Below are 26,095 nucleotides of genomic sequence, written 5' to 3' on the forward strand. Positions count from 1 at the left end.
TCGAATGAACATTCACCGTAGGATGGGTAGAGCGAAGCAAAGCCCATCGATGGTGGGTTAGCCTTTCGACGGAGCTCAGGACAGGCCCTTCGACCGGGCTCAGGACAGGCTCTGCGAAACTCACCAATTCGAGGCCATTCGGTGGGTTACGGCGCACGCGACGCGCAGTGATCGGCCGCCGGTCAGTGCTGATGCGCGCCTAACCCTCCCTACGCGAATGGAGGCCTGATTGAAAGCGATTTGGAAGAAGGCCCGAATTCGGCCGCCTTCACCCTATCCTTTCCCCGCGGAGCAATGCCGTCGAGTCTGCAATATCGTCTACGCTGCCTCGGCTTTCTCCAATCGCAAACGGTCATCCGGGGAGCGCCCGGATGACCCTTCCAATCGCAAACGGTGTCTCCGGGAGCGCCGAAGCCACCCTTCCAATCGCAAACGGTGTCCTGAGAGCGCCGAATGACCTTGGCCGGCGAAGAGGGGGGTTGAACTTGAGAATCCTGGATTGGCCGTCTCCGGAAGCGGTCCGCCGATGGATGGCTTGCCGTCCAAAACGGAAGCGTGAACGGAATCCCGACGGTCTCGGGCTCTGGGTACTGTGTCAGACGCAGGAAAATTTTCCGGACGATTTCGGCGGCATCCTGTTCCCGGTGGCGCTGGGGACCTCAGGCAGATTCGGCACGACCAAAAAGATGGCGCCGCCCACGAGCGGCGCCGGCAACCTAGTGAGGCGAATAGCAGGCGCGGGCGGACGGCATGCACGGAGGAAGAGGGGGTTCCGTACCCGGACGCCCGCCTGCGCTGATTTAAATAAAGCAAGGACAATGCCAAGCAGTAAGCCGCGGTTCGCGGGCGCTCGGCCGATTGATCCGTTCGCCGCTGCGGGAAACGACTGAGTCCGGCTCGGCTTTTCACCTGTCTCAACCGGTAATCGAACCGGAGCGTCACCGCGTCTTCCGGGATCCGGACCGCCGGATAGCGGCGCAGTCGGTAGAAATCCGGGTTGAGGTCGGATGGGGCGGTGCTTGGCGGGGGCTATTCGTAGCCGATGTGCTTCGGCAGCAACGCCAGGGCAAAAGCCAGGACCAGCAACAGAAAGAGAATTCCGGCAACGGCCATGCTTTCCAGCCAGGCTTGGCCTCGCGCCATGCCTTGGCCTCGCGCCATGCCTTGGCCTATGCGGACCCGGAGAAACTTCCATGTTTGCTGCAACGGCCTGGCGAATGTTCGGGGCCAGTGGCTTTCGATGGTGTTCCGGACGCTCAGCGCCAGCCGTTCCACCGGGACCAGCAGATCGCCGGCCGGAATCGACAGGTCAGAACGAACGAATCGGCGTCCGAACAGACAAGCCAACAGGATGCCGCCGGCGATCGGCCATAGGCTTCCCCAGAGTGTGCCGAGTTCCAGGGCATGTTGGAAAAATGCCTCCGCCTTCTCGGTGAACACGATCCAGGTGAGGGTCAACACGCCGAGCAGCGCCGGCATCCAGGCCACGATCAAGGCGCGGTTCGCATTGCCGTGGGTTTGCGTCACGGCTTCCTGCTTGACCAGATAAAGAAAACGTATCAGCAGCAGCGACGTGCCCACCGCCGCCAGGGACAGTGTCCAGCTCAGCCAATGCTGCAATGCTTCCGGCGTCGCGACGAGGGATTTCTTGAGTGATTCCTTGGCCAGTGCGCCGCTGGTCAACGGAGCGCCCGCCAAGGCCAGCGCGGGGAGCACGAGCCCCGCCATGAGCCAGCCGAGTTGCCGTTCGCTGCCGGCGGCCGTCCGCACGACACCCACGCCCAAGAACAAAGCGCCCTTGGCGAGAGCGTGATGGGCGGCGTAAACCGTGACTGCTGCCGAGGCCAGCGGCCAGCCGGCCGGCGTCGCCAAAGCGAGTCCCACCGGTACGGAGATAAGTCCCATCTGGCTGACGCTCGAATAGGCCAGCACGGTTTTGGAGTCCTTTTGCATCAGGCCTATGGCAACAGCGTAGAATGCCGCGCCGATGCCGGCAGCCATCAATCCGTAGCCCCAATTCGGAAAGGCAGCCTGTCCCAGCGGCAAAAAGCGCAGCCATCCCAGAAGTCCCGCCTTGATGATGACACCGCTCAGCACGGCGCTGGCGGGCGTGGGCGCGACCGGGTGCGCCAAAGGCAGCCAGACATGCAGCACCGGAACGCCGACCTTGACCCCGAAGCCGCCGAGAAATAGCGCTACGATCAGATCCCGCAGCGGCGACAGTGCGACGGCCTTCGGAATGTCGTCGACAAACAGACTGTCCGCCGCGCTGACGCTCAGCAAGAATGCGACCAGCAGCAGGGCTTCCCCGAACATCGCCAGGACCAGGTAGACTCGTCCCGCGCGGCGCGGTTCTTCGCCGCCCTCGTGCACGATCAGTCCGTAGGCGGACAGAGTCATCAGGGCAAAGAACAGATAAAAGCTCGCAACGTCCCGGGCCAGAATGACACCGAAATTCCCGGCCATGGTGCTCAGAAAAAAACCGGCGAACCTTCGGTGCTTCGAATCGGAGGCCATGTAAATCCGGGCGTAGGGGCCGGCGATCAGCCACAGCAGCGCGGTGAAAACCAGGAAAATTCGCCCCGTGTGGTCCAGTTCCAGGCGCGTGCCGAGCAACAGCCAGGGCAGGTCGACCCGGAATTCCGGTACGAGCGTCAGAGCCAGGGCCGGCGCCGCGGCCCAGGGTGCGATGGCGGAAAGTACCCAACGCCCCGGCGCCATGAATTGTGCCGTCGCCAGGAGCAGCGGCGCGAGCAGCGCGGCGGCCATCAATCCGTCGGGAGTCATGTAAGGTACTCGCGGGCGGCGATCAGCTTGGCCCAGCCCAGTGGACTGAAGCGGGAGCCCGCGAACAGGCCGGCAGCGAATGCGAGAAACGCGGTCGCCAATGTAGGCACCAGCAGTGTGGGTCGGGTTTCGAGCTGATCGCGCTCCGCTTTCGGCCATTCTCCGGCGGCGGGCAAAAACCAGATGCGATAGAGGATGGGCAGGAAATAAGCGGCATTGAGCACGGTGCTGGCGGCGAGCACGCCGACCGCCCAATAGGCCTTCGCCTGTACGGCTCCGAGGCCGAGGTACCATTTGCTGATGAAGCCGGCGATCGGAGGGATGCCGATCATGCCCAGGGCCGCCACGGTAAACGCCGCCATCGACCAGGGCATGCGCCGGCCGACGCCGTTCATTTCGCTGATCTTGTGAATCCCCAAGGTCTCGGCGAGATCCCCCGCGCAGAAGAACAATGTGATCTTCATCAATCCCTGGTGTACCAGATGCACGACGCCGCCGATGGTCGCCAGCGGACCGAGTATGCCGATCCCCAGCACGATGTACGACACCTGGCTGACGGTCGAATAGGCCAGCCTCCGCTTGAGGTCGTCCTGCGTCAAAGCCCGGATCGAGCCGTAGACGATGGTGACGCCGGCCAGCCAGGCCAGGGGTTCCAGCACCCCCAGCCGGGCCGCGAACTCCACCCCGTACACGTCATAGGCTATGCGCACGATGCCGAAGGCTCCGGCCTTCACCACGGCCACCGCATGCAGCAATGCGCTCACCGGCGCCGGCGCCACCATGGCCACCGGCAGCCAGCCGTGCAGCGGCACCAGCGCGGTCTTCACCCCCAGCCCCGCGATCAGGATCGCGAAAATCGCAAGCAGGGCAGGGTAATGAATCTCCGGGACTCCGGAGAGTACGCCACGTTCGGTGAACTCCACCGATCCCGCCAGCTCGTATAGCCAGACCACGCCCACCAGCAGCAGGGCGCCGCCGGTTATCGTGTATGTGAGGTAGACTCGGCCGGCACGCAAGGCCTCGGGCGTGCCGCGGTGTACCACCAGGGGATAAGTGGACAAGGTCAGCAGCTCGTAAAAAATGATGAACGTGATGAGATCGCCGGCCAGTGCGATGCCCATGGTCGAGGTCACGCACAGGCTGAAAAAACCGAAAAACCGGCTGCGGTACGGCGAGCCCTCGAGATAGCCGATGGCGTAGATCGTGGTGAGCAGCCACAGCACGGACGAAAGGCTCACGAACAACATGCCCATGGCGTCGGCGCGCAACACGAAATCCTGATCGGGCAGCATGGGCAGCCGGGTCTCGAAAAGATACCGATGGAATACCCCCCACACCATGACACCCACCAGTAAAAGCTTGGCGATGGCGCCGAGCAGGTTGAGGATCGAGCGGGTACGAAGCTGTTCCTCGCCGACGAATAAGATGAGCACCCCGGTCACAAAGGAGCTCAACACCACCAGGAGCGGTAACCATGCCTCGAAACTCATGGCGCCACCGCCGATGACGCAACGGCTCCGGCGACCAGGAGCGCGCTTCGTTCCAGCAGGCGAAGCGGAAACACCGCCGACATTCCCAAGGCCAAAGCAATACCCGCCAGAAACAGCGCGGTCAGCGGCATGACCAAAGGCACGGGATGGAATACGGCGTGTTTCGAGGGCGGCAGGAAGCAGCGCCGGAGCACACGAAAGATATATGCGGCAGAGGTGAGTCCTCCCAGCACCAGCACCACCGCCCACCACCACTGGCCGGTGGACAGCGCGGCCGTGAGCAGCAGCCATTTGGCGACGAATCCACCGCTGGGCGGCAGGCCCATGAGACTGACGCCGGCCGTGGCGAAGGCAAACAGGCTGATCGGCAGGTGCCTGCCCACGCCTTGGAGCCGGTCGATACGGTCTTCGTGGGTGACCTTCAGCATGGCGCCCGCCGCCAGAAACACCGCCGCCTTGGCCACGGCATGGGAGATGGCCAGATACACGCCCCCGCTCAGGGCGGTCAGGGCGGTGCTGGGCGAAGCGGCGGCCAGGGGGAAAGTCAGGAACAAATAGCCGACTTGGGTCACCGTCGACCAGGCGATGAGCATTTTCAGTTTTTCCTGGTGAAACGCGAGCCAGGCGCCCGCGAATATCGCGATGGTGCCCAGCGTGCCGATGCCTTGTGTGAAGACGTCCGTGAGCCCCGCCGGGAAGACTTCGAACCAAAGGCGCAGAAGCATGTAAAAGGATGCCTTGATCACCAGCGCCGACAGCAGGGCGCTGACCGGCGGCAACGCGCTTCCGTGCGCCGGTGGCAGCCAGAAATGCAGCGGACAGAGAGCGGTCTTGAGCAAGAGTCCCACTGTCATCAGGCTTGCCGCCAGGGCGTTTGCGGGTTCCGGGCGTATCAAGCCCGCCAGCCCTTCCAGGGACAAGGTGCCGTAGGCGCCGTACAGCAGGGCGAGGCCCATCAAATAGGCCATGGACCCGGCCAGTGCCGCCAGGAGATAGCGGAGTCCGGCCGCGAGCGACTCCCGGTCGCCGGTGAGCGTGACCAGGCCGACGGCACTCAGGCTGAGCAGCTCCAGGGTCACGTACAGGTTGAACAGGTCCGCCGAAAGAAACACGGCGTTGAGCGCTCCCCACAGAAACCACCAAAGCGGCCAGAACCGAGTGCCGGCGCTGTGGTCGTCGGCAAAATAGCCGAGTGCGTAAAGACTGATAAAACTTCCCACCGTCGCGGTCATGGCCAGCATCATGAAGCTCAGCCCGTCGGCACGGAGATCGATGCCGAGGGGCGCCTGCCAGCCGCCGATCGGATAGCGCAGAAGATCCGCATCGTTCAGGTCCGCCAGCAGTCCGATCAACGACCACCAGATTCCGGCCAGAGCGGCCGCGAGCAGGGTCCGGCGGGCGCGGCGCCGGAACAGGAAGGACAGGGTTCCCGCCGTCAGAGGCAGCAGAATCAGAACGGGCATCCAGGGCGAGGCGGAAGATACTTCGCTCATGATTCCGGCCGAGGATCGTTCGGCAGGCGGGGCTTCCCGGTCAGGTCGTAAAGGCGCCTGGCCAGAGCCAGTCCGAAGGCGGTAGCGCTGACCGCGACCACGATGCCGGTGAGCACCAGCGCTTCCGAAACCCGGTCCGGCGGGGTTCCGGCGGTTCGCTGCGGCAGGCCGACCAGGACCAGGAAAACGCCGCTGCCCATGATGTTGAAAGCGATCAGTTTACGCACCGGATGGGCATGAACGATGAGTCCGAAGAAACCCAGGGCGAATAAAACGACCCCGACCACGGCGTAAATCAGCCCGCAGGCTATCATGCGCGATCCGCTCTTTCGTCTTCCGCCGCACGCTGCGGACCGGAAAACGTGGGGCCTTGCGCGCGCGGGGGCTCCGCGCCGATGAACGCGGTCGCGAGGATGGTCGCGATCGACAAGGTCAGGGCCGATTCCACCACGAGAATGGCGGTTCCGGCCTTTGCCTCCCGATATTCCAGCAGCCGCGAGCCCTCGAGCAGCGGCAGGGCGGCGATCGCGAGGAATGTGCCGAAACCCAGCGCAAGACTTATGCGCAGCCAAGCGTTGGGAGCGCCGAAGCTCGGTACGATGCCGATCAGCCTCAGCAGCACGCCGCCGCCGGCGAGTACCGCCCCGGCCTGAAATGCCCCGCCGGGGCGGTGGGCGCCCGCCCATAACAGATATCCCGCAACGAGAACGATGAGGGGAACGATCAGGCGACTCAAAGCCGCGAGCACGGGGCTGGAATCGGGCATGGTGTCGCGCACGGGAGGCGGACCCTCGGGCCGGAATGCCAAGATGCAGAGGATGGCCGACAGCAGCACCGCAATTTCCAGCAGCGTGTCGTAGCCGCGATAGTTCAGCAGTACGGCCGTCACCGGGTGGCGGACGCCGCTTTCCTGTAGATGCGCATCGACGAGTACGGCCAGCTTGAAGCCCGGGACGGAAACCGCGGCGATCGAGACGACCAGACCCAGGCCGAGAAGCCAGGCAAGCGCAACGGCTGTCTGCCGGATCGGGCCGGACACCGTACTCATGGCGGGTTCTTTCCTTTACGCCGTCCGGGTTTGCCGGCGATATGCGCCGCCGCATCGAGCAGCAAGGCTCCGGTAAGCCCGGTCCCTATGGCGGTTTCGGCCAAGGCGACATCCGGCGCGTTCAGCCTTACCCAGGCGAGTGTCATCAAAAGGCCGAAGACGATGAACAAGACCACGGCATTGAACAGGTACGGCGTCGCGCCGGTCCGCCAGGCAATCCAGACGAGACTTGCCGCCAGCGTGAAATCCAGGATTGCGCCGAGCATTACCGCGGCTCCGGCGAGGCGGGAACGCGGGGCGGGTGCTCCGAGCGCAAGGTGTGGCGGGCGAGCAGATGACAGGCAGTAGCGCTGGCCGCCAGTGCGAGCAGCCAGATCAGCAGGAGTTTCAAGACCACCGCCCAGGATTCGGTTTGCAGCATCAGGCCGACGATGACCAGGCCCAAGCCGAGATTGTCGGCCTTGGTCAGGGCGTGGATTCGGGTGTACGTGTCGGGAAAGCGCAGCAGGCCGACGGTCCCGGCAAAGAAGAAAAAAATGCCGAGAAACATCGAGACGGCGGAAAGCCAGGGAAGTACGAATGGGTTCATGACGGGTGATCCTTATCGGCATGATCGGAGAACCGCTTAACGAACGCTACGGTCGCAAGCACGGCAAGCAGCACGAAAATAAGGGCAACGTCCCGCAGAGCCGGCACGTTCTGGGCCTCGGCCAACAGCAGCAGAACCGCTACGCCGGTAGTGCCGAACAACTGCGCTGCCAGCATGCGATCGGCCGCGTCGGGACCGCGCACGATGCGCAGCAGTCCGGCAGAGATGTTTAGAAGCAGAAAGCAGGCGAGCGCCAAGTCCAGGTCAGGCATGAGGCGTATTCCCCGCTTCGTTCAGGGAGAGGGCGAACAGATCCGCTACCTTTTCCTCCACCGTCCGCAAGGATTCGAAAACCGGCAGCCGATGATCGAGCACATGGACCCGCAACCGATGCACCTCGAGTTCCGCCACCACGGTTCCCGGCAGCAAGTTGACGGTGTTGACCAGGAGCACGCAGGCCGCCTGGTCGTGCAGGCGCAGGGGATAATCCACGACTTCGGGCGCTAGCGGCATCCGGGGATGCAAGGCGCGCCGGGCGACATCGATGCCGCCGAGCAGCGAATGCAGGAGAAAAAAGCCGAGGAAGCGCGGTAAGCCGCGCAGGGGTTTATATCCGGAAGGATTGATGAGAAAACTGGAAACGAGCGCGAGAAAGATGACCGGCACGCCGAAGGTCCAAGCCGAAGATCCCTCCGTCAAGGCCCACCAGCCTGATGCCAGGAGCCCGGCGCGCCTGAATCCTGATCTGATCAAGGAATCGAACATGACCTCGACTTTCCATGTCAATGGTGACTCTCATCATATCAGATCGACAGGAGCGCTCCACTCTCTTTTGCGACTGCGACCCGGATGCCGGCGTATTCCAAATCGCTTTCAATCAGGAATTAATTCTCGTAGGGAGGGTTAGGCGCACATCAGCACTGACCGACGGCCGATCACTGCGCGTCGCGTGCGCCGTAACCCACGGAATGGCCTCGAATTGGTGAGTTTCGCAGAGCCTGTCCTGAGCCCGGTCGAAGGGCCTGTCCTAAGCAAAAAGGAGGGGCTAACGCACCATCGATGGGTTTCGCTTCGCTCTACCCATCCTACGATGAATGTTCGCTCGAATGCCGAATGGCAAAAAACCGACTTTTGCTACACCCGCCAGCGCCGCTTGCGGCTCCGCACAGGGAATGCGCGGAGTGACTGGGGTGGGGGGAGGGCGATTCGAATAGGACTTTGCTTTCTTTTTACGCACAGTATCGGCATCGGGGTAACGGACCGTACGGCGCCGGGCGGCCCGCATCAGCGGGCCGTTCTTGAAGTTTCGACATTCAGATAAAGAAGTCCCAGGGCGGCGTGTTCGGAACGGAGTACGCCCTGCTGAAGCATGTTCAGCGCTTCGCTCAGGGGAAATGTCGCCAATTCGATGTCCTCGCGCTCGGCTGCGGAACCTCCGTTCCAGCGCGTGCCCTGGTCGAGGTCCACCACGGCCAACAGGTGGTGTATCAACTCCGTGCAAGCCCCGGGCGAGCTGTAGGTCGCAAAAATGGGCTGCATGGATTTTGCCCGCAGTCCGGCTTCCTCGAACAGTTCGCGTTCGGCTGCCTGCAGCGGCGATTCGCCGTCGTCGATCAGTCCCGCCGGCGTCTCCCAAAGAAAGGGTTGTTCGTCGCCCGCCAGGAAAGCGCCCGGTCTGAATTGGCGCGTCAGCAGCACCAGTTGTTTGTCGGGGTCGTAGGCATGCACCACGACGGCGGGTCGCCGTTTGACCACTTCCCAGATTGCGGTCTGGCTGCCGCCATCGAACCGGGGCTGCTCGATCTTCACCCGCGAGAGCCCGAGGAAACCTTGGTGCAGGGACTCTTCGGCGATAATGCGTGCTGCGCCGGGACATTCGCTCTTCTTCATCCGCTGTTCCTCATAATGTCGGTTGCGCTGGGTACAAAGCGCTGCGCCAAGGGCATTCTGCGACCAAAACCGAATGCCCGGCGGTGGACGCGAATGATGGGCGGGGCTTGCCAGCGTTTGAATTCGGCATTTTTGACCATGCCTACCACTTTCTGCCGGATATCAGGGCCTGCCCTGCCGGCCAGCGCCAGGGCTTCGGCCCGTTCGTCGGCGGTCAGCAAATCGGGCTCCAGTATAAGCTTGAGCAGCGCGTCGAGCACGGGATAAGGCGGCAGGCTGTCTTCATCGCGCTGCCCGTCGGCCAGCTCGGCGCTGGGCGCTTTTTCGATGATACCGCGGGGAATCAGCTCGCGCCCGGCGATCGCGTTGATGTGCTCGGCCAGCGCGTAGACTTCCATCTTCCACAGGTCCCCGATGAGATTGAGGCCGCCCGACATGTCGCCGTACAAGGTGGCATAGCCTACGCTCATTTCCGACTTGTTGCCCGTCGTCAGCAGCAAATGTCCGAAATGGTTGGAATATTCCATCAATACCCGGCCGCGGATACGGGCTTGCATGTTTTCGCGGGTGAGCCGGCTGGGCGGAGTTCCGAACGCGCGCTCGAATTCGGAGCAGGCGAGTGCGTAATCCGGCTCGATCGAGCGGTAAAGCAAGGGTACGCCCAAAGCCCGGCACAGCGCTTCGGAATCGGTCACGCTGCCTTGGGAACTATGGCGAGAAGGCATGGTGATGGCGACGACGTTCTCGGGTTCCAGTGCTTCGGCGGCCAGGGCGAGGGTGACAGCGGAGTCGATGCCTCCGGAACTGCCCACGACGACCTTGCCGAATCCGCACTTGCGGACGTAATCGCGGAGACCCTGGCTGATCTGCGCGTGGTAGAAGCCGGGGCCGCAAATCGGCGCGGAGGGCGGGATGGCCGGATCCTGACCGCAGATGTCGAAGCCCCGGCCGCCGGTCGGGACCACATCCAGGAAGCCGAGACCTTCGCCGAACGCCGGCAGCTGCTGCACGATCTCGCCCTTGCGGTTATTGGCGAAACTGTTGCCGTCGTATTGGATCTCGTTGTTTCCGCCGACCTGGTTGACGTAAACCAGGGGCAGTTGCCAGTCGGCGAAACGGCGGAACGCGGCCGTGCGTTCCGGCACTTTGCCGGCGTGGCTCGGGGAAGCATTGACGCTGACGACAACTTGAACGCCGGCGGAGGCCAGGGACTGCACGGGGTCGTCGGCATATTCGACGCGGCCCTCGACGCCGAGATCGTTCCAGATGTCCTCGCAGATGGCCAAACCGAGATTGACCCCGCGAAAGGTAAAAATTCCGGGGTGGGTGCCCGGTTCGAAATGGCGGTCCTCGTCGAACACCGAGTAGGTGGGCAATAGCTGCTTGTGGTATTTGAAGATTTCCCGCCCATCCTCGAAAACCACGACACTGTTGTGCAGGGCTTTGCCGGTGCGTCCCGGATTGCGGTCGACGAAACCGACCGCGGCCGCCGCTTTCACCCCGCGGGTCGCGGCCGCGATGCGCGCCAGCGGTTCCTGCTGGGCATCGATGAAATAGGGCAGATCCAGGAGATCCATGGGATAGTAGCCGGTCAGGCCGAGTTCGCTGAACACGATGAGGTCGGCCCGGTTTCCGGCGCGCCGGATGACCTCGATCATCTTGTCGGCGTTGCCGGCCAGGTCGCCCACCGTGAAGTTCAGTTGCGCCAGGCAGAGCGTGAGTTGGGACATGGCGGATTACTCCTCGACCCCGAAGACATGTTTCAAATAAGCGATGTAACCGGGATCGTCGCACAGCGTCTTGCCCGGCGCGTCGCTGATCTTGGCGACCGGCTGGCCGTTGACGCGCAGTACCTTGATCACGATATTGAGCGGGTCCGGGCCCAGGTCGTTGGTCAGGTTGGTGCCTATGCCGAAACCGGTACGGGCACGCCCGCCGACGTGGCGGAACAGGGCTATGGCCCTGGGAACGGTCAGTCCGTCGCTGAATACCAGGGTCTTTTGCCCGGGGTCGACGCGGTAGCTCTCGAAGTGCTCGATCATGGCGTCCGCCCAATGAAAGGGATCGCCGGAGTCGTGGCGGACGCCGTCGAACAGTTTGCAGAACTTCAGGCCGAAATCGCGCTTAAAGGCTTCGAGATTGATGACATCGGTGAGGGCTATCCCGAGGTCGCCGTCGTATTCCCGGTTCCAGCACTCGAAAGCGGCTTTCTGGCTGTCGACCAGCCGATAGGCCAGAGCCTGAAAGGTTTGCAGGTACTCGTGGGCCATGGTGCCGATGGGCGTCACGCCATAGGCCCGGGCGCAAGCGACATTGCTGCTGCCGGTGAAGATTTCCGGGAGCCGCTCCTTCAGGGTCCGGACGACGATGTGCTGCCATTCCCGGCTGAAGCGCCGGCGCGTCCCGAAATCGCTCAATCGGAAATCGCTCCGGTCACCGATCTCCGCCCGGATGAATTCGATCTTGTCGTTCAGGCGGCGCAGGCCTTCGGCGCGTGTTTCGGGCGTATCGAAGGCTCGGAAATACAGTTCGTTGACGATGGACATCAGGAAGATTTCGAAGCGCATCACGTGGACTTGCGGACCCCGGATGCGGATTTCGAGCTGTTCGTCCCCGGCGCGGAGTTCCACGAACGGGTGGTGCAGCCGGTAGAGCCGCAGAAAATGGACGAAGTCCGGCTTGATGTAGCGCAGGGTTCCGAGATAACCGAGCTCGGACTCGGTGTAGTGCAGCCTGCTCAGGTGCTCCAGCTCCAGCTCGATGTCGGGCATCAGGGGCCGAAGGTCCACGCCCCGGGTGCGGCAGACGAAGCGGTACTCGGCTTCCGCGCCGGGGCAATGGTGGAGCAGGGTTTGCTGCATGGTGATCTTGTAAAGATCGTCCTCCATTAGCGAGGTTACGATAGGCAGGCGCCCGTGTTCGGAGTAAAAGTCGTGCACCGAGGCGTGCAGGCCGGCGCCGGGACGCTCCGGGATCATGCTGAGGTAGCGGTCGACGCCGGCCTCGAGCGGCAAGATTTCGTTCTGGTTGGAGTTATTCATGATGGACTTCCTCAAACGCGTACCAAATCCGCTGCACATCCGATGGTTCGGATACCCGCCCGGGCGAATGCATCGAGTGCAGCGGCGCAACTTTCGTCGGCGATGCCGCGGCAGGCGGCCAGGTTGACCACGACCTCGAAACCGGCGCGGCGCAATTGCAGTGCCGTGGTCTTCACGCAGAAATCGAGCGCCAGGCCGCCGACCAGAACCGTCGTTACCCGCCGTTTCCCGAGGAACTCGATGACGCCGGTGGAGCGGGTTTCGGCCAGGTCGTGATAGCAGGCGCCGTAGGGGTGCATGTCCGGCTCGACACCCTTCCAGACGAAGAAATCATACTCGGCCGGCGCCGGAAGTCCGTCGAGAAGTTCGAAGCCGCGGGTTCCGGGGATGCAATGAAGGTTCCAGGCCAGGTCGACATTGGCGCCCCGGACCGGCGACAGCATGGGGCGATCGGGGCCGGCAACCCAGACGGCGGCCGGACTATGGGCGTCCTTCGAGCCTACGCGGAGGTCCGCGAGGCTCGCCTGACGATTGAGTTCGTCGACGATTTCATCGCCGCCCGGCACGGGCAGTTCGTCCGGGCACAGAGGAGTAAAGCCTTTCTGGGGATCGACGTCGAAAGCAGCAATGATATTTGTTCCGGGGAGTTCCATGTTGACAGCCTCTGGCTCGGGAATGGCTTAACAGCAGCGTGGAGGTATCGTAGTTCATTATTAATCACCGTGCAAATTGATTTTTATAAGGGCGGCGGGCATACTGCCGCCATGAATACGCCTCCGCTACGCATCGCCGTCTACGGCGCGGCAGCCAACCCGCCGCATTTGGGCCACATGGACTGCCTGGCTCAGCTTCTGGCGTTGGGGTACGAGCTTATCTATTTCCTGCCTTCGGCCGGCCACGCCTTCGGGAAAACCATGAAACCCTTGGCGCAGCGTCTCGCCATGGCGGAACTGCTGGTCGCCGAGCGGTTTCCGGGCGAACGGCGCATCCGCGTTTCCGGGCTCGAGGCGGAGCTCGCCCGCCCGGCGCCTGACCGACGCGTGTATTCCATCGACGTCCTCGAACATCTGCGCACGGTTCACCCGCAGGCCGAGCTTCATCTCGCACTCGGTCCCGACAATGCGGCACCCGAGGTGTTTCGGCGGTTCCGGGCTTATCAGCGTCTGGTGGAGGAGTTTGGCATCATTACGCTAAAGGAGCGCATTCCGGTGCGCAGCACCTGGATTCGCGCCGAGCTCGGCAGTGCCCGGCCGAATCGCGAGGCGCTGGAACGGGTGCTCGGTGTGGCTCTGACTGGGCATCTGCTGAGTAATGGCTTATACAAGGATAGTGCATCGAATGAATAGCGTTCTGGTGACCGCCGACGTCGTCGTGTTCGGCCTGATCGACGACCGATTGCATGTCCTGCTGGTGCAGCGTGCGGCGGAACCGTTCGCGGGGATGTGGGCCTTGCCCGGCGCCGAGCTGCTGCCGGATCTCGATCCCGGTCTCGAGCACGCCGCTCGCCGCCGCCTCAGGGACAAGACCGGGCTCGCCAAGGTCTACCTCGAACAGGTGATCACCGTCAGCGGCCCGCTCCGGGACCCGCGGGGTTATAGCGTTTCCACGGTGTTCATGGCCCTGGTGCGTCCGGGCGAATGTCGTCTGCGGGCGGGAGACCGCGTTTCGGCCGTGGCTTGGTTTCCCGTCGATGGGGATATGGTCGGGTTCGAACTCGCCTTCGATCATGCGGAACTTCTCGCCGTGGCGGTTCGGCGTTTGCGCGCCAAAGCCGAATATTCGCTGCTGCCGGCCTTGTTGCTTCCGGAATTGTTCACCGTGCCCGAGCTCGAACGCCTCTATCACGGGCTCATCGCCGCGCCCTGCCCGAATTACACGCTGAGACGCCGATTGGCGGCGGGACCGTGGCTGGAGAAGTCCGGGCAAACCAAGCTGGTGGGGAAGAAACAAACTCAGCTTTACCGGCTCGATCCCGAGCAGCTCGGCACTTTTCTGGACGCAGCGCAATGACGGGACAATCCGTGGGCTCGGGTGCTCCGGAACAGCGCCGGGCGGAGCGGCAAAGTACATTCCATCACGATATGCGGAACGAGAGCGCAGCGCGTGGAACCCGTTGATCCGCCTGCACCGTTACCAAAGGATTGTCGACCTGCGAAGGCTGTACGGGCATTCGGTCGTAGGTCGGGAATCTCTTCCCGATGTTCACGCCCCGCCCGAGCGTCTTCGTCGGCACAGGATTGCCGACCTGCGACTGTGCCGCTGTAGGTCGCGAATCCATGCGCGACATTACGCCGCTCGCCCGTGGGTTGCACCTTGATTTCCTATCGGATTGCATGTTTCTACGCTTATTCGTTTCCGGAACGGCCGTAAATGGACCTTAAGCTCTGTTTGGCCCTACTCGGCAAGGCCTTGAGACCGCGGCACTCGACCTCGGACCTGTCTGCCTCCAGCAGGGTGTTGGCCAGGGTTTTCCGTGTCGGATAGGCATCGGGCTCCTGTTCGAAAATGAGTCTGATTTGCTTGACCATGCCTTCGGCGACGAACAAATCGGCGCAGGCAAGCTTCGAGAGGTAAATGTCCAGCGCGTTTCGATGGCGATCGACATCTCTCCGGCCGGCACACTGCTCGAACGGCCGCTCGTCGGAGCACAACCACAAGGACTCGGGGGCCGATCTGGCCCTGTCCAGAGTATCCTTCCGGCCGTGGGCGGACGCATCGCGATCGATCGAGCGGACATCGGCCCAAGCCAGGTCGGCTTCATCGAACCGCGCTCCTCCCACAAAAGCCTTCCGCAATATCGCGCCCTGCAGCTTGGCCCGCGATAGATCGGCATTCTGTAACCGGGCTTCCGACAAATCGGCTCCCTGCAGATCGGCCGTCGCCAATAGTGCTCCCTGCAATCGCGTTTTTCGCAAAAGTGCCCCTTGCAATCGGGCGCCCTGCAAATGCGCTCCTTGCAAGTCGGCTCCGGATAGGTTCGCGCCCTCCAGATGAGCGCCTTCCAGCCGGGCGTTCCGCAAATCAGCGGAGCTCAAGTCCGAACATTGCAAAGCGGCATGACTCAATTTGGCATTCTGCAGTTCCGCATTCTTCAATGACGCCCACTGCAACTCAGCATCCGACAAATTTGCCCACTGCATCCGTGCTTCGTCCAGCAGCGCATGTTGCATCTGCGCCAGCGCCAGATAAGCCCCCTCCAAGGACGTCACGGACAGTATTTTTCCATCGGGGTTGCGCAGGGCTCTGAAATCCGCCTTGGGCAAAACGGCATTGAACAGGATCGCACTATGCAGGTCGCGGTGCTGCAAATTCAATCCAACCACCTGCTTCAAGGCCTTTTCCTTATCTTCGATATCGCCTTCGCGCAGGTCATTGATCACGGTGGCGGCGAGGGGCTGATTTGCAGTGAGTATCTTTTCCCGGAGATCCAGGTTTCTCAGCTTGAGCCAACGCCCGCTCAGCTTGTCCGGATCCGCTGTCGGCGCCGACCGTCCCGTCCCGGCCTCGGGAATCTTCGCGAAGAACAATGAAAATGTTGTGCCCAACACGAGAACGAACATCCAGGCCAGCAGTCCGAGAACGGGTTGCCACAGCCTCGGGCGGCGTGCCTCCGGGCCGGCCAAGGCCAGCTTTTCGGCAGTGGAGCGCCACAGGATTCGCCACCCGAACCACGCGAGCAGAATGCTGTCCGCCACGACCGCGCTCCGATGAATCCAGGTAGTCGTCGGGTCGTGATAGGACAGATACCGTACCTGCACCCATAATAAGAGGAGCATCGGGAGGGCCATGAGGGATGACCAGATGCCCAAGCCCAAAATCCAGCGCCGGATGCCCGCTATTTCCCTGCCTGCGAGAAAATGAACGAAATAGAATTGGGCCAGGCGGCCATGCTGGAGCATGGTCTGGTTTTCGTTGAGATTCGCGGCCTCCGCTTCGAAACGCCATACCTTCTCCGCCAGTAGGGAAAACTGGAGCAGGAGGCCGGCGTGAAGGAGGAGAACCAGGCAAGGCACCACGGTATAAAAACTGAAATAGCCGCTGATCGGGATGGGCGCGTTCAGGAGCGGCAGGACCAAAGAACTGTCCCGCACCAGCATTTCGTCGGTCGTGGTTGCAACGCTGACGCCTATGAATGCTACGACGGTCAGAAATGCCGCATAGCGTGCGGCTACCGCGCGCGACGCTTCGTTGACGGCGTCGAGGAGTTTGACGGCGTGTATTTCGTTTCCCTGTGCCATTGATGATGCTCTCCTTGGCGGGTGAGCCGGGGCCGATTGTGGGCAGCCGGACGGCAATCTCGGCAGCACTGTCGCACGTTGTGCGAACTATCGCACAAACTGCCGGTGACATCTCGTCTTGCTCAGCGCCGGGACTTGTATCAATCTAATGACACTTTCCGGCTTGTCAGTCCATTTCCCGTCTCCTCCGAGCAAACGGCAGCATCTGTTCTGCCGTACTCGCCGTCTCGGCGGAGCAAGAGACGGGCGTTCCTCTCCGGTATCGACGATCGCCCAGGAAATGATCGCCATTTCAGATGGGCTCGTGAACTCTGATTTCATCCTCGACCGTCAGGGTGAAGCGTGGACAGTTAAAGGCTAAGGAAGCCTCGTACAGCGGATGGTCACGGTCTTCTCAAAACAACACTAACAATTGAGGATTATGCAATGAGCAAAACTAAAAGAATTCGACGGCATCTGGATCTCGTGGGGAAGGCGCCTATCTCCGGAATGGCCGTCGCCCTGGCCGCGATGACTCCGCTCGCGTTATGGAGCGCCTCGCCCGCTCGCGCGGCGGTCGAAGAGCGCGTGGTGGAAGATCCGCCCCGGCTTGAACTCCGTAAGGGGCCGCCACCCCGGATGACCCTTATGCCGCGTCCGACGCCAGGGCCGAGGGTCGGCATGGAGCGGGAGCTCGACCTCAACATCGTCTACACCGACAGCCAGCTTTACAATCCGGCCACCGGAAAGTACGACAAGGTGCGTCTGCGCAGCTACGTCGGGACCGACACCAATCCGAACCGCCCCTTCGTCGCGCCCACCATCGAGGTGACGCCGGGCGATACCGTGCGTATCACGCTTAACAATAAGCTGCCGGCCGATCCCAGCTGCCCCTCGCCCGACGGCGATGTCAACACCCCGCATTGCTTGAACAGCACCAACCTGCACGGGCACGGCTTGTGGATCAGCCCGACCGGCAACAGCGACAACGTGCTGTTGACGATCAATCCCGGAGTGAGCTTTCAGTACGAGTACAACCTTCCGCCGGACCATCCCGCCGGGACCTACTGGTACCACTCGCACCTGCACGGCTCGACCGCGCTCCAGGTCTCGAGCGGCATGGCCGGCGCCCTCATCGTGCGGGGCGACCGGCTGCCCAGCGATACCGCCAACGGCGACATCGACACCCTGCTGAAAAACCCCAACGGCCAGCCCCTGCGGGAAAGAGTGCTGGTGCTGCAACAGATCCAGTACGCCTGTCTCGACGAAAACGGCAATGTTCTGAAAGACGGCAACGGGCAAATTGTCTGGAATTGTCCTGACGGCAAAGCCGGTATTCACGGCGTCGAATCCTATGACCAGTTCGGTCCCGGCAGCTGGCCGCTGTCCGGCCGCTACACCAGCATCAACGGCGCCGTTCTGCCGACTTTCAAGGCCAGGGCCGGCGAGATCGAGCGCTGGCGGATGATTCACGCCGGCGTGCGCGACACCATCAGCCTGCAATTCCGGCGCCTCAAGGCCGATGCCCCCCGCGTACCCAAGCTGAGAGCTGCCGAAGTCGACCGCTTCATTGGCGACAACTGCGTGGGCGATCCGGTTCCCTTCCATGTCATCGCCGAGGACGGCCTGACCCGGGCAGCGGCCTGGCAGACTCCGGTGACGGTCTTGCAGCCCGGCTACCGCAGCGATGCCCTGGTGGTGTTCCCGGAAGCCGGCCCGTACTGCGTGATCGATACCTCCGCCCCGGCCGAGGCCAGCGTCAGCCAGTCGGCGGAGAGCCGCCAACTGCTGGGCGTGGTGGTGGCTGGTCCAGGCCGGAAAGTCCAGGACGTCCACGCCCACTTGACCAAACAACTGGTGGCCGCTGCCCAGCGCGCCATGCCGGTTGCGATCCGGTCCAAGGTCGTGTCCGATCTCAAGGACGGGCTGAAGCTTACCCGTTTCACGCCGCATCCGGACATCGCCGACAGCGAGGTCAACGGCAAGCAGGAGCTGGCTTTCTACATCGACTTGTCGAAGACGCCCTTTCTGTTCGAGGTCAGCAACGACCTGGGCTCGCCCCCCGACTTCAAACCCTATGATCCGAATCGCATCGACCGTAATCTGACCCTGGGCAGCGTGGACGAATGGACGCTGCAATCGCATCTGGTCAGCCATCCGTTCCACATCCACGTCAATCCGTTCCAGATCGTCAAGATTCTCGATCCGAACGGCAAGGATGTCAGTTGGCCGGGAGCGGTGGATGACGCCGGTGGAACGGTGGACCCGCAGTATCGGGGCTTGAAAGGCGTATGGAAGGATACGCTGTGGGTGAAAAGCCTGATTGCCCCCGGCGCACCGCCCCAAAGCGGCATCTACACGCTTGTGGTGCGGACACGCTACCAGCGCTACATCGGTGAATTCGTGCTGCATTGCCACATCCTCGATCACGAAGACCGGGGCATGATGCAGAACGTCGCCATCGGTATTCCGGACGGCAAGGGCGGAACTGCTGTCGTCGCCCACCACTAGGCGGCGGGCGCGCCGGACCGGGACGGCGTGGAAGCGTTCCGGTTTTGATGGCGCGATGTATGCACGTCGATTGAAATCGTTCAATCGGCGTGTACACCCATGACAACTTTCATTCATGCCCATGCCGGCCATCCCGACTGGCGGGTCGCTCTGGGCCAGTGCTGGAGCCAGGTTTATAAGCAGCTCGAAACATTCCGAGGTGAAAAACCCACCCTGGGATGGTGTTATCTTTCCGACAATTACACAGCCTCAGCTGGTGCGATTCTCGACGCGCTGCAACAGCGCTTTCCGGAAACGCATTGGGTCGGAACCATCGGCATCGGCGTCGGAGTCGGCTCGGTGGAATACATCGGCGAGCCGGGGATGGCACTGATGCTGGCTTGCATGCCTCCGGAATCGTTTCAGCTATTTTCCGGACCCAAGCCGCTGGAAGCGCCGGCGGCGGGTTTCGAAGCTTTCACCGCCCTAGTCCATGCCGACGGCAGGATCCCCGATTTGCACGAGCAACTCAAGGAATTGAGCGAGCGGACCATGACCGGATATCTTTTCGGCGGTCTGTCCTCCGCCCGCAATCAAACGCTCCACTTCGCCGACGAGATTTTCCTGACCGGTTTGTCCGGTGTCGCGTTCAGCCCCGAGGTTCCGATGCTGTCACGCGTCACCCAGGGCTGCCAGCCGATCGGTCCGCAACGCATCATTACCCGCAGCGAGGGTAACCTCCTGGTTACGCTCGACGGCGAACGGGCGCTGGACTGCGTATTGCGCGACCTGGGATTGAACTCCGACATCTCGGATGAAGAGCTCAGGCAGGTGTTGGCGATGACCCTCGCCGGGCTGATCGCGGCGGACGAGGACGTTCCGACCAAACCGGGGCAGTTCGGAACCAATACCGAGGTTCGCCACCTGGTCGGGGTGGGGCGGAAAAGCGGCGTCCTGGTGGTTGCGGAACACATGAAACCCGGCATGCGACTAGCTTTCTGCACGCGCAACGCGGAAGCGGCGAAGCGCGATCTGCTACGCATCGTGGACGAGATAAGGACCGAATGCGGCACCGGCCGGCGCATCGACGGGGCACTCTACATCAGTTGTTCCGGTCGCGGCGGACCTCATTTCGGCGAGCCTCACGCGGAATTCCAAATGGTCAGCAATTCCCTCGGCGATGTGCCCTTGGTGGGCTTCTTCGCGGGCGGCGAAATCGCTCGCCATCATCTTTACGGCTATACCGGAGTACTGACGGTCTTCACCTCGCCGGTTTGACGAACGGGACCTATTCGGATGCGTTAGCCCTTCGACTGGGCTCAGGACAGGCCCTTCGACTGGGCTCAGGACAGGCCCTTCGACTGGGCTCAGGACAGGCCCTTCGACGGAGATCAGGACAGGCTCCGCGTAACCCACCGATTTGAGGCCGTTCGATGAGTTACCGCCTCGCGGCTTAAGCCGCGCTACAAAGGAATTCCTTTTGGAGTGAGCGAGGCGTGAGGCTTGGCTACGCGGAGACGAATGTGGCTTTGAACAGCGCCAGCTTTTCCGGCGTATCCAAGCCTTTGGCCAGGTCCCATTTGTGTTCGCGGAACAACGTTTTCACCTCCGCCGTGATCTCCCGTCCCCGCACATACCAGCGTTCCACGCCGTCGGGACTCAACACGGCCGGGCCGTCCTCCCGGTGCACTTGCCCGAGCTCGTACGATAGCTTCGTACCGAGGAAGAGATAAATCCCTTTACGCGACCATTCATCCCTGTTTTCTTCAGTAATTTCAGTCCACTGCGCCACAGTTATTCCCCTTATTCCACTTGGCATTCGAATGAACATTAATCCTAGGATGGGTAGAGCGAAGCGAAACCCATATTGAAAGTGATTTGGAATTATGCCGTTTGACGTAACATCGGGTCCGAAGAATAACACGGCTGGCAACGGGCATGGCGGCATCGCTCGGGAACATTGAGTATCCTGAAGAATGGACCGCCGCGGACAGGGCGAGCATGAGGGTTCCGATCAGGAAACGACGCGGGAAAATTCGCCGATGTTCGACTAAATTTAGCCTGGCCGAAAGGAAATCGCTCACTACGGTCTCGGCGGGAGTGATAAGGTTGGGACCGCCATGATTTCGGGTGTCAGCCTCCGATGCTGTCCTCGAATGTACATAAAGCGATCGGAACCGGGCGAGTCGTTCCGGTCGGTCGCAATCGGAGCGGAGAAAACAAAAATGACAAACCGAATGATCCTCGAGCGCGGCGGCAACGTGTCCATCGGCCAGGCCGCTTCGCGTCCCTCCCGTGTCTGTGTAAGCCTCGGCTGGTCCCCGTCTCAAGTCCCCGGCATGGAGATCGACGCCAGTGCCTTCCTCCTCAAGGCGGACGGCAAGGTCCGCGGCGATTCGGACATCGTGTTCTATAACAATGCGCGCAGCGAAGAGGGGGCCGTTGAAGTCGAGACGCCGGCCCGGGGCGATGCGCAAGCATTCCGGCTCGATCTGGGGGCGATACCTTCGACCGTTGAGCGTATCGCCTTTTGTGTCACGATTCACGAAGGACAAGCTCGCGACCAGTCGTTCGGACGCCTGCAATCCGCCTGGGCCAGCCTGATCGACGTGTCCGGTGCGACCGAGATCGCGCGGTTCGAACTGCCCCTTGCCGGTGCCACGGAATCGGCGATGATCTTCTGCGAGGTCTACCGGCGCATGGACGAGTGGAAATTCCGCGCGGTCGGGCAGGGCTTCGAGGGCGGGCTGGGGCCGCTGGCCACGCATTTCGGTCTGAGCGTCGAGGATGATGGCGCCGCCGGTGCCGCGACTGCCTCGCGGCTATCGGAGCAGAGCCAGCGGCGCATCAGTCTCGAAAAAAGGCTCATCGATCTCGAAAAAAAGGACCCACAACTCGTCAGCCTGGTGAAGAAGGTGGGCGTATCGCTAGCGAAGAAAGGGCTGGAGGATCATCAGGCCAAGGTGGCGTTATGCCTCGATATCTCCGCCTCGATGTCCGGGCTGTACCGAAGCGGCGCGATCGATACCCTGGTCCGGCGCGTCCTGGCCTTGGGACTCCGTTTCGACGACGACGGCCGCATCGATGTTTTTCTGTTCGGCGAACACGCCCACGACTTCGGTTCGGTCGGAGCCGACAACTACACGACGTTCGTACCCGATATGCAGCGCCGCTATAGGCTAGAGGGCGGCACCTGCTACGGCAAGGTCATGCAGATGATCCGGGGCCATTATCGGGCCGATTCGTCCTTCGGGCGTGTCCCGGTGTACGTCATGTTCGTGACCGACGGCGACACCCAGGACCGACCCATCGCCGAGGAGCAGATCCGGGAAGCTTCCCGAGAAGGGCTATTCTGGCAATTTATGGCGATAGGCCCACGCAAGGACAAGGCCAAGGGCTTTTTCAGCCGGTTGCTCGCGTCCGACTTCACATTTCTGGCTCATCTCGACAACTTGCAGGGCCGGCACATCGACAATGCCAATTTCTTCCAAGTCGAAAATCCCGCCGAGCCCAGCGACGAGGAAATGTACGAGCTGCTGATGGGCGAGTATCCACACTGGCTGAAAGCGGCACGCGACAAGGGGGTGCTGGCGGGCTAGCCGAGTACCGGCCACACGGGCGTCGGCCGCGGGCCTCGCTTCGTGGCTCACACAATTATTCGAATCACTGACTGCGAGCGGAGTTCCGCTCATGGCCATCAACAAGGGGGACCACGATGCGCCGCTTACCCGTTTACCTGCTGATCGATACCTCCGGTTCGATGCGCGGCGAACCGATTCAGGCCGTCAACAACGGCCTGAGGGTCTTGGTCAATGCGCTGCGGCAGGATCCGTACGCGCTGGAGTCGGTTCATCTCGGCATCATTACCTTCGATCTGACGGCACGGGAACTTTTCCCGCTCACTCACCTGGAGCAGGTACAAGTCCCCGAGATCGAAGTGCCGCAATCGGGCGCCACGTTCCTGGGTGCGGCCCTGGAGCTTCTCCTGGCCTGCATGGAGCGTGACCTGGTGCGCGGCGCCGAGGACCGCAAGGGCGACTGGCGCCCCCTGGTGTTCCTCATGACCGACGGCACTCCCTCCGACATTCAAGCCTACGAGAACGCCGTCGCCGCCATGAAGACGAAGCCGTTCGGCAACATCGTGGCCTGCGCGGCGGGTCCCAAAGCCAGGCAAGACTATCTCAAGAAACTGACCGATCAAGTGGTGAGCCTGGACACGCTCGATGGGGTGTCCTTCACGCAGTTCTTCAAATGGGTTTCGGCGAGCGTCGCAATGGGCAGCTGCAGCGCGGGAGCGGCCGGCGAGAGGACACTTCCGCCGCCCCCGGCCGAAGTGCGGCTCGTGCTCTGATTCCATTAGGCATTCGAGCAAACATTAGAGCGTTTTTCATGTCGGTGTACGGATTCGTGTCGGGAAGGAAGACTGTAGGTCGGCAATCCCTTGCCGACAAAGCCCTTTGCCGAGCCGGTAAGTCGGCAAGGGATTGCCGACCTACATATCGGGATCCCTTACACCGAATCGAAAAATGCTCTAGTTGTAGGGTGCGTTAGCCCTTCGACTGGCTCAGGACAGGCCCTTCGACTGGCTCAGGACAGGCTCCGCGTAACCCACCGATTCGACGTCGCTCGGCGGGTTACGGCCTCCGGCGTAACCCACCCTACAAAATGGATGCCTCATTGAAGGCGATTTTGAATGAGACGACGCGCAGGCTGCACGGCAGGAACGAACTTGGAGATCGAACATGCGAAGGTTGCCGGTATTTTTCGTGCTGGACGTATCGGAGTCCATGATTGGAGACAATCTGAAGAACATGGAGGAGGGAATGCAGCGGATCATGCAGACGCTGCGCACCGACCCGTACGCCCTGGAAACCGTGCACATGTCCGTCATCGCTTTTGCCGGCATGGCGCGTACCCTGGTGCCGCTGCTCGAAGTGGCGTCTTTTTACCCTCCGCGGCTGCCGGTCGGCAGCGGCACGGCGCTGGGCGCAGCACTGCGCCACCTGATGCAGGAACTCGACCGGCAGGTCATAACCAGCACTCCGGATCGGAAAGGCGACTGGAAACCCATCATCTACCTGCTGACCGACGGCAAGCCGACTGACCAGGTCGACGAGGCGATTCGGACCTGGCACGACCGCTATGCCCGGCGCGCCCAACTCGTTGCCATCGCCATCGGCCGTTACGCCGACCTATCGGTGCTGAAACGGCTGACCGATTCCGTGCTGGTGTTCGAACAAAGCAATAGCGGGGACTTCGCCAAGTTCATCCAGTGGATGAGCGCCTCGGTACTGTCGCAGAGCCGGGCGGTCGGGCAGGAAGGCGGAATCACGCTTGCCAAGACCGACAATGCGCTGTTGACGCTGGTCAAGGACATCACCTCGTCCGACGGCGTGCCGGACCAGGATTGTGTCGTGCTGGTGGGCCGCTGCCGGCGCACCCGCCACCCCTACCTGATGAAATACGAGCGCGTGAGCCCGAACTTCGAGATCGAAGGGATCACGCTTTCGACCCCGCACTTCGCGGTGGCCGGCTGTTATCCGATATCCGAGGACTATTTCGAATGGTCGGCGCCCGAACCCGAAGGGCTGGTCGTCAGCACGGAGGTGCTTTTGGGGGTCCCCGGCTGTCCGAACTGTGGCGCTACCTCGGCGTTCGGCCGCTGTCATTGCGGCGGCCTCTTTTGCCTGAGCGGCGACGGCGAGGTGGTTTGTCCCTGGTGCGGCCAGAGCGTGCTGTTTTTGCCGGGCGGCGGCGAGGACTTCGACGTGCAGCGGGGCAGGGGATAACGGCATGAAATCGACGCGACATGATCCGGCCGGGGAACAGCCGCCATCCCCTGCGGCGAATGCCAAGGTCCGTTTTGTCATCGACCGCAACGCGAGGGCCGGACAGCCCTACCAGGGACGGTTGACCGGAGAAGATTCCTCGGGCCGTGCGGTGGCGATACTGGAAGCCGATTTTCCTCAGGATATCGGACTCGCCTACGACCCCGCCACGGCCACCATCGCGGGCACCCCCACTCTGGCCGGGGAACACGCCGTGCGGGTGCGTTATCGTTTCGGTACAGCGGATGCGGAAGGCGGAATCCTGGAAGGCCGCTGCACGCTCATCGTCAATCCCGACCCGAAGACACTGTGGAAGAACGTCCCGTCCGACAAAAGCGATCCGTACTGGAAGGAAGACGCTATCAGCCGCTTGGTGCCCGGCAGCGGCGGGCGGCGCTTGATCGCGGCGAGCAAGCGAGGCCGCTCGCACGCGCACACGGGAGGTTTCCGCGAAGACGATTTTTTCATCGGCGGCAATACGGACGGCTGGCACGTCCTGGCGGTCGCGGACGGTGCGGGGAGCGCAGCCTATTCACGGTACGGCTCCAAGCTTGCGACCGAACGGGCAGGCGACCATGTGCTCGCCGCCTTGAGCGGCGCCGAAGGGCGGCGCCTGGCGGAGGCGATCGAACAATGGCAGGGGGATGACGCCGGCAGAAAGCCGGTATTCGATCAGGCGTACGACCTGCTGGGCGGGGCGGCGCTGGCGGCGGTCACAGCCATCGAAGACGAAGCGGCCCGCAAGAGCGCCACCGCACGCGACTTCGCCACCACCTCGATCGTGGCGGCGCACCGTCATGTCCCGGCGGGCCATTTCGTCGCAAGCTTCTGGATCGGGGACGGCGGCGCGGGGCTCTATCGTCGCCGCGAGCAAATCGTACTGCTGGGACGGCCGGACGGCGGGGAATTCGCCGGGCAAACCCGATTCCTGGATCGCGCGCTCGTGACCGATGCCGATCAACGGTCCCGGCGCCTGCGGATCGAGCTGGTACCGGAGATGACCGCTCTCATGCTCATGACCGACGGGGTATCGGACCCGTGCTTCGAAACGGAGAGCGGGCTGGCCGGCCTGCAGCGGTGGGACGGTTTGTGGGATCAACTGGCTCCGGTTCTGAGCAGCGACCGGCCGGACCGGGCGCTGCTCGAATGGCTCGACTTCTGGAGCCACGGCAATCACGACGACAGGACCATCGCGATCCTGTCGTAAGCACGAAGGGGGGAG

The 26,095-nt window shown here is 62.4% G+C and carries 23 protein-coding genes; 8 read left to right on the plus strand and 15 right to left on the minus strand.

The features are described from left to right. Window positions 1-1,029: 1,029 nt before the first annotated feature. The 13 genes from sS8_RS00930 to sS8_RS00990 form a co-directional block, all read right to left on the minus strand. Window positions 1,030-2,787, minus strand: a complete 1,758-nt coding sequence (locus tag sS8_RS00930) for a complex I subunit 5 family protein (RefSeq protein WP_119628003.1) — start codon at window positions 2,785-2,787, stop codon at window positions 1,030-1,032. After that, window positions 2,784-4,277 carry a complex I subunit 5 family protein gene (locus sS8_RS00935; RefSeq protein WP_119628004.1) on the minus strand — a complete coding sequence of 498 codons (1,494 nt, stop codon included), beginning with the start codon at window positions 4,275-4,277 and terminating at the stop codon, window positions 2,784-2,786. The genes sS8_RS00930 and sS8_RS00935 overlap by 4 nt, the downstream gene beginning before the upstream one ends. Beyond that, window positions 4,274-5,770, minus strand: coding sequence for a complex I subunit 5 family protein (locus tag sS8_RS00940; RefSeq protein ID WP_119628005.1), 1,497 nt, complete (start codon window positions 5,768-5,770; stop codon window positions 4,274-4,276). The genes sS8_RS00935 and sS8_RS00940 overlap by 4 nt, the downstream gene beginning before the upstream one ends. Further along, on the minus strand, window positions 5,767-6,084 hold the full coding sequence (locus sS8_RS00945) for a sodium:proton antiporter (protein ID WP_119628006.1): 318 nt from the start codon (window positions 6,082-6,084) through the stop codon (window positions 5,767-5,769). Before sS8_RS00945 ends, sS8_RS00940 begins: the two co-directional genes overlap by 4 nt. After that, window positions 6,081-6,818 (minus strand): MnhB domain-containing protein, encoded by a 738-nt coding sequence (locus tag sS8_RS00950; RefSeq protein ID WP_119628007.1) that lies wholly within the window; start codon window positions 6,816-6,818, stop codon window positions 6,081-6,083. Before sS8_RS00950 ends, sS8_RS00945 begins: the two co-directional genes overlap by 4 nt. Then, complete coding sequence (locus sS8_RS00955; protein WP_119628008.1) at window positions 6,815-7,084, minus strand: Na(+)/H(+) antiporter subunit B; 270 nt, start codon at window positions 7,082-7,084, stop codon at window positions 6,815-6,817. Before sS8_RS00955 ends, sS8_RS00950 begins: the two co-directional genes overlap by 4 nt. Next, window positions 7,084-7,407 carry a monovalent cation/H(+) antiporter subunit G gene (mnhG, locus tag sS8_RS00960; RefSeq protein WP_119628009.1) on the minus strand — a complete coding sequence of 108 codons (324 nt, stop codon included), beginning with the start codon at window positions 7,405-7,407 and terminating at the stop codon, window positions 7,084-7,086. The genes sS8_RS00955 and mnhG overlap by 1 nt, the downstream gene beginning before the upstream one ends. Further along, the gene (locus sS8_RS00965) at window positions 7,404-7,679 is read right to left on the minus strand and encodes a monovalent cation/H+ antiporter complex subunit F (RefSeq protein WP_119628010.1); all 276 of its coding nucleotides are present in this window, start codon (window positions 7,677-7,679) and stop codon (window positions 7,404-7,406) included. The genes mnhG and sS8_RS00965 overlap by 4 nt, the downstream gene beginning before the upstream one ends. Next, entirely contained in the window at window positions 7,672-8,172 is a 501-nt protein-coding gene (locus sS8_RS00970; RefSeq protein ID WP_119628011.1) for a Na+/H+ antiporter subunit E, read from the minus strand. Before sS8_RS00970 ends, sS8_RS00965 begins: the two co-directional genes overlap by 8 nt. Window positions 8,173-8,691: 519 nt before the next feature. After that, window positions 8,692-9,297 (minus strand): NUDIX domain-containing protein, encoded by a 606-nt coding sequence (locus sS8_RS00975; RefSeq protein ID WP_119628012.1) that lies wholly within the window; start codon window positions 9,295-9,297, stop codon window positions 8,692-8,694. Continuing rightward, entirely contained in the window at window positions 9,294-11,027 is a 1,734-nt protein-coding gene (locus sS8_RS00980) for an NAD+ synthase (protein WP_119628013.1), read from the minus strand. Before sS8_RS00980 ends, sS8_RS00975 begins: the two co-directional genes overlap by 4 nt. 6 nt (window positions 11,028-11,033) lie before the next feature. After that, window positions 11,034-12,338 carry a nicotinate phosphoribosyltransferase gene (gene pncB / locus sS8_RS00985; RefSeq protein WP_232020473.1) on the minus strand — a complete coding sequence of 435 codons (1,305 nt, stop codon included), beginning with the start codon at window positions 12,336-12,338 and terminating at the stop codon, window positions 11,034-11,036. Window positions 12,339-12,349: 11 nt separating this feature from the next. After that, window positions 12,350-12,991: an isochorismatase family protein gene (locus sS8_RS00990; protein WP_119628014.1), complete on the minus strand. Its 642-nt coding sequence runs from the start codon at window positions 12,989-12,991 to the stop codon at window positions 12,350-12,352. 69 nt (window positions 12,992-13,060) lie between these two features. Between sS8_RS00990 and sS8_RS00995 the strand changes: the two genes are divergently transcribed. Beyond that, window positions 13,061-13,684 carry an adenylyltransferase/cytidyltransferase family protein gene (locus sS8_RS00995; protein WP_145986360.1) on the plus strand — a complete coding sequence of 208 codons (624 nt, stop codon included), beginning with the start codon at window positions 13,061-13,063 and terminating at the stop codon, window positions 13,682-13,684. Next, window positions 13,677-14,348: an NUDIX domain-containing protein gene (locus tag sS8_RS01000; RefSeq protein ID WP_170160890.1), complete on the plus strand. Its 672-nt coding sequence runs from the start codon at window positions 13,677-13,679 to the stop codon at window positions 14,346-14,348. The genes sS8_RS00995 and sS8_RS01000 overlap by 8 nt, the downstream gene beginning before the upstream one ends. Before the next feature lie 335 nt (window positions 14,349-14,683). Here sS8_RS01000 and sS8_RS01010 read toward each other — a convergent pair whose 3' ends face one another. Continuing rightward, window positions 14,684-16,576: a pentapeptide repeat-containing protein gene (locus sS8_RS01010; RefSeq protein WP_119628018.1), complete on the minus strand. Its 1,893-nt coding sequence runs from the start codon at window positions 16,574-16,576 to the stop codon at window positions 14,684-14,686. Window positions 16,577-17,002: 426 nt separating this feature from the next. Here sS8_RS01010 and sS8_RS01015 point away from each other — a divergent pair, with 426 nt between their 5' ends. Then, window positions 17,003-19,066, plus strand: a complete 2,064-nt coding sequence (locus sS8_RS01015; protein WP_119628019.1) for a multicopper oxidase family protein — start codon at window positions 17,003-17,005, stop codon at window positions 19,064-19,066. A gap of 99 nt (window positions 19,067-19,165) precedes the next feature. Next, window positions 19,166-20,323 carry an FIST signal transduction protein gene (locus tag sS8_RS01020; protein ID WP_119628020.1) on the plus strand — a complete coding sequence of 386 codons (1,158 nt, stop codon included), beginning with the start codon at window positions 19,166-19,168 and terminating at the stop codon, window positions 20,321-20,323. 229 nt (window positions 20,324-20,552) lie between these two features. Here sS8_RS01020 and sS8_RS01025 read toward each other — a convergent pair whose 3' ends face one another. After that, the gene (locus sS8_RS01025) at window positions 20,553-20,837 is read right to left on the minus strand and encodes a hypothetical protein (RefSeq protein ID WP_197716653.1); all 285 of its coding nucleotides are present in this window, start codon (window positions 20,835-20,837) and stop codon (window positions 20,553-20,555) included. A 433-nt stretch (window positions 20,838-21,270) separates the two neighbouring features. Here sS8_RS01025 and sS8_RS01030 point away from each other — a divergent pair, with 433 nt between their 5' ends. From sS8_RS01030 to sS8_RS01045, 4 genes are all read left to right on the plus strand, one after another. Further along, window positions 21,271-22,644, plus strand: coding sequence for a TerD family protein (locus sS8_RS01030; RefSeq protein WP_170160891.1), 1,374 nt, complete (start codon window positions 21,271-21,273; stop codon window positions 22,642-22,644). Window positions 22,645-22,760: 116 nt separating this feature from the next. Beyond that, window positions 22,761-23,396, plus strand: coding sequence for a vWA domain-containing protein (locus sS8_RS01035; RefSeq protein WP_119628022.1), 636 nt, complete (start codon window positions 22,761-22,763; stop codon window positions 23,394-23,396). A gap of 391 nt (window positions 23,397-23,787) precedes the next feature. Further along, window positions 23,788-24,834: a TerY-C metal binding domain-containing protein gene (locus sS8_RS01040; protein ID WP_119628023.1), complete on the plus strand. Its 1,047-nt coding sequence runs from the start codon at window positions 23,788-23,790 to the stop codon at window positions 24,832-24,834. A gap of 4 nt (window positions 24,835-24,838) precedes the next feature. Continuing rightward, window positions 24,839-26,080 (plus strand): PP2C family serine/threonine-protein phosphatase, encoded by a 1,242-nt coding sequence (locus tag sS8_RS01045; RefSeq protein WP_119628024.1) that lies wholly within the window; start codon window positions 24,839-24,841, stop codon window positions 26,078-26,080. Window positions 26,081-26,095 lie beyond the last annotated feature (15 nt).

The organism is Methylocaldum marinum, from assembly GCF_003584645.1.
GTDB lineage: Bacteria > Pseudomonadota > Gammaproteobacteria > Methylococcales > Methylococcaceae > Methylocaldum > Methylocaldum marinum.